4 protein-coding genes are annotated in these 3,804 nt (G+C 58.8%); all 4 read right to left on the bottom strand.

Translation table 11 applies throughout. The features are described from left to right. Positions 1–401: 401 nt before the first annotated feature. The gene (locus tag WCJ41_RS20535; protein WP_336907698.1) at positions 402–542 is read right to left on the bottom strand and encodes a hypothetical protein; all 141 of its coding nucleotides are present in this window, start codon (positions 540–542) and stop codon (positions 402–404) included. Positions 543–545: 3 nt separating this feature from the next. Beyond that, entirely contained in the window at positions 546–881 is a 336-nt protein-coding gene (locus WCJ41_RS20530; RefSeq protein ID WP_336907697.1) for a hypothetical protein, read from the bottom strand. 93 nt (positions 882–974) lie between these two features. Beyond that, a complete protein-coding gene (locus WCJ41_RS20525) occupies positions 975–2,279 on the bottom strand; it encodes a hypothetical protein (protein ID WP_336907696.1) in 1,305 nt (434 codons plus the stop codon). Positions 2,280–2,343: 64 nt separating this feature from the next. Next, positions 2,344–3,804, bottom strand: a 1,461-nt coding sequence (locus tag WCJ41_RS20520; RefSeq protein WP_336907695.1) for a hypothetical protein, incomplete at its 5' end; no start/stop codon positions are given.

The raw sequence follows: 3,804 nt of genomic DNA, 5'->3' as shown, positions 1-3,804 counted from the left end.
TTCATGGCTTTAATGTATGCACAAAATATAGGGCTTGTCAATTATTGTGCATACACTAATGTTCTTGACGCTCGGCAATCGGGAGACGCTATCTCTCGCACTCGAGTGCAAACGCCCCGCAGGCATAGGCGCATCGCAGTGCTGGCCATCCGCCATGCCGCGTAAAAGCCAGCCCTGCTATTGCAGCGCAAATAAATAATCCGAACGCAAGACAAGTGCTTGGCGAGAGGAAGATCACCATGGAATACGAGGGACAGATAAGGCTCACGGTACAGGGCACCACACAATGGGTGTGGGTGGATGTGAGGGCGCAGAGCGTGGAATTCGCGCGAGCGCTTCTGCAGGCACAATATGGAAGGCCGAATGTGCTCAACGTGCAGCAGAAGCGAAGGCGTTAAAAGCTAAGGTTGCTGAGCCTTACGCAACGCGGCCTGCGCCTTGGTGGCTCTGATCCGTGCCTTTTTGATCTTAAGGTCCTTCTGCTGCTTCGTAATTGCATCGGACTGCAACTTGAAGGAGTCAGTAATCTCGTGGATGCGCATGGCTTATCCCCCTCTCATCGCTTGTATCTCGTGCTGGCGCAGACTGCATTTCGCGGTGATCGCCTGATTGACTAGCCCGGCGGCATGGCTGATCACGGCTCCGATCTTTGGATCGCTGATCTCGCGCGCACGATGCGAGAGGCAACCCCATAGGAACACGAGGCTGCCGAGGTTCATGCCGTATCCCTTGGTGCGCATGGAACTGTAGTAGCTCTCGTTCATGCCACAGAGGCGGCTCAGGTCATATTGTGTCTGGATGACGCCGAGCCGCTTGAGGCTCGCAAGAAGCTCGGCGTCGATTCGGAGGTTCTCCTCCGAGAGTGCGTTTAGGTTTCTCATGCGTGTATTTAGCAGGGGACACCACTTTGCGGGCACGGAGCCTGCGCGCTCGCTGACGCGATAATCAATCGCGGCTCGAAAAAGTGGGGAGCGCTAGATCTGACGCTCCACTTCGCCCCCAGTGGGTTTGAAGCCGCACCGCAGCCTGGCAAATGTCGACTGGTAGGAGGCGAGCGTCAGCAAGCTCCTAGACTTGAAGATCCTATCGATTGCCTCGACAGTAGCTCCCTCCGCCCGTCCAATGGTGTGCAGACCGTTCAGGCCTTCGGCATCGAACACGCGGTTCGCAAGAGCAATTCCCCAGCACAGGGCCGCGAGATTGTGGTGCGCAAGATAGTGATTGCTCTGCTGGTCGCGATAGCTGCCGTTCGTGGTGGGCACGCAGAAGTCACCCATCACCATCCGATTTCCCAGCGGGCTGGGCCACGGCCACGGCACCGTCGACTGGAGAAACTGATGACCATCGGGTGCAGCGCTCTGGCCCATCGTCATCAAGCTTCCGTCGAGATGAGGAAGCGTGATGGCGTTTCCCCACTTCAGATTGCGGAAAGGGGCCGAGGTGTCAAAGCTGATCCGCACGTCGAGTCCGAAATGGGTCTTGATCGCACGCTGGATGGCGGTGAGAAGGACCGCCGTGTCGAGCCTGTTGGTACCGAGCACATGAATCCACTGGATGCGCTCCAGGGTGCCATCCTGGAGCATCACCAGGATGCGCCGGATCATTTCGTAAATGTTCAGCCGAAGAAGCCCGGCGAACGCCACACCCTCGAAACCGAACACTTTGACTTCCCGATACCAAAGGTCGGCTTCCTGCGGATTATTCCCATGGAGAACGTTGAGGAATTTGACCGAACTGGTGCTACGGTTGTCGGCAAAGTACCGAAGATGAGTGAGGGTAGCATCGAGGCACTCGCGCGTCGTTCGGTAAAGATAGCCACGACGTTCGATGATGGGCGCAGTGGGAGCGTCGAGCGTCATCGCGTAATCGCTGTGAGCTTCGAGCCAGTCGAGGACCTCCTTGCGTTCCGAATTGGTGCTGAAGGCACGATTCTGGGTTGCTGTTTGGTAGCCTCCCGAGTCACCGATCAGGATCGTGTTCTGCCTGTCACGCTTGGTGACGATGCAGGGCTTGTCCTTCTTGCCCAGCGCCTGGCCTGCCGAGTAGAGAGCGTGGCTGATGCGGAAGAATTCGTTCTTCGGGTCCAGGAAGTTGAAATCGTCTGCCTCGACCCCCTGAGGCAGAGAACGAGCCCATGCCTTGCGATAGACATCGATGGCATAGCCGGGAGAAATCGACGGCACGTAGACCGCCTGATCCTTCGGCGTGGGATCGTTCTTGATGTGGTTGCTGACCGCAGCATAGTGCGAACCGGCCAGCGCAGCGCGAATGTCATTCATGACAGTTGTCCTGTTGTGCGTGTGAATGGAAAAAAGGGGGAACTTTATGTTCCCCCGCTGGGTGTTAGTTGCCCGATTCGTTCGTGGAGCTGTCATCGCAGACGGCCTCGACGGTCATCGGCGCGAGACGGCGGCTCTGAAGACGCGCACCATCTGCTGCGAGTGCGGGCAGATAGAGCTCCCAGAAGGCGAGAGAGTCTTCCCAGAAGAAGCCGACCAGACCCCCGTCGTCGGCGAACGCCATGACGTGGCTGGTTTCCTTCGTCCGCAGCACGCTCAGTACGTTAGCGATCTGGGCGAGGTCGAACTTCACCGTGATCGGGGCCTTGCTGGATTTACCCGCGTCGGCATAGGTGCCGTAGGTGCCCTGACGGATGACCGCATTGCCCCCGAAGCGCACCTCCGCTGCTTCGCGCTTCGACTTCTTGGCGGCACCTTCGTGCTTCTTAGCAAAGTCGTCGGAGTACCAGGTCGCCAGGTCGGCCTGCGTATAGCTACGGCACACACTCGGCTTGAAGCCGTCAATGTCGAGCGGCTTTTCCGCCATGTTTGCGATGGACTTCCACTCCACGCTGACGTTCGCGTGGCTGTGCTTCAGCGGGTCCAGGGCCGCATTCTGGACCTTCGTCGTGAAAATCACCGTCGTCATGTCGCGCGACAGAGAGATGAGCCCGCGAGTCGGGGCATCCTCGAGGAGCGAACCCAGGGACGACACGTCAGCAGCGGTCAGCATCACCGGCTCGACAACATCCCCGAAACGGGTGATGTCGATCTTCGGCGTAGCCCTGACCACCACAGAAGCATCGGTATGGCGAGCCGACACGACAAACTGCACACCCGTCGTCTGGTGCGGGACCAGGGTGAGAACCCGCTCGGACTGGAGCGACTGCCCCATCTTCAGGTCGTTCTCGGTCTTGCCCATCTGCTCGCCGCTGGAGACCATCTGGCCCAAATCCAGCATCATGGCCAGAAACTCGGTGCTGGGATCGGTCGGCAGGTGGTTGTGAGCGAAGTTCGCAATGGCAGATGAGAACTGAGCCGATTCGAGACCCAGAGGTCCGACGAGCTCGATCTGGCCGTCCACCTGACGACCGACGATCAGCACAAGGCCGTCAGCATTGCAGTCGACCGGGATCTCCACCTTGGCCAGCGCCGGGGCAGCTTTCGCCGCTTCGGTTGCCTTGCATGCTACGTACGCCGCCATCAGCTTGCGTTCACCGGCCGTGACGAGAACCGAGCCGCTCACCTCGGGCTGAGTCATCTTCTTGCCGCGCATGGCGTAGACGACCTTTTCGAAGCCCCCGACTGCCTGGATTGCCTTGAAAATCTGGCTCAAGGTCACCGTCGCACGATCCTCCATGGTCTCATCGATCCACGCCAGAACCTGCGCATAGCGGGTAGTGACAGACGAGTCCGACGGAGCATCGAAGCCGAAGACATACTTGACGATCAGACCGAATTCCGAGGCATCCGACCGCGACTCGATGCGAACCTTGCGGCGGTCGTTCCAGTCCTTCACCTTGAG

Origin of the sequence: Aestuariivirga sp., from assembly GCF_037139295.1 — a bacterium.
Classification (GTDB): domain Bacteria; phylum Pseudomonadota; class Alphaproteobacteria; order Rhizobiales; family Aestuariivirgaceae; genus Aestuariivirga.
Note: the sequence above shows the minus strand (reverse complement) of the source record. Positions and strands in the feature narration are given on the sequence as shown.

Bases quoted from the DNA above. Each gene is read 5' to 3' on its own strand.
- WCJ41_RS20535 (WP_336907698.1), bottom strand. From the start codon at position 542: ATGCGCATCCACGAGATTACTGACTCCTTCAAGTTGCAGTCCGATGCA.
- WCJ41_RS20530 (WP_336907697.1), bottom strand. From the start codon at position 881: ATGAGAAACCTAAACGCACTCTCGGAGGAGAACCTCCGAATCGACGCC.
- WCJ41_RS20525 (WP_336907696.1), bottom strand. From the start codon at position 2,279: ATGAATGACATTCGCGCTGCGCTGGCCGGTTCGCACTATGCTGCGGTC.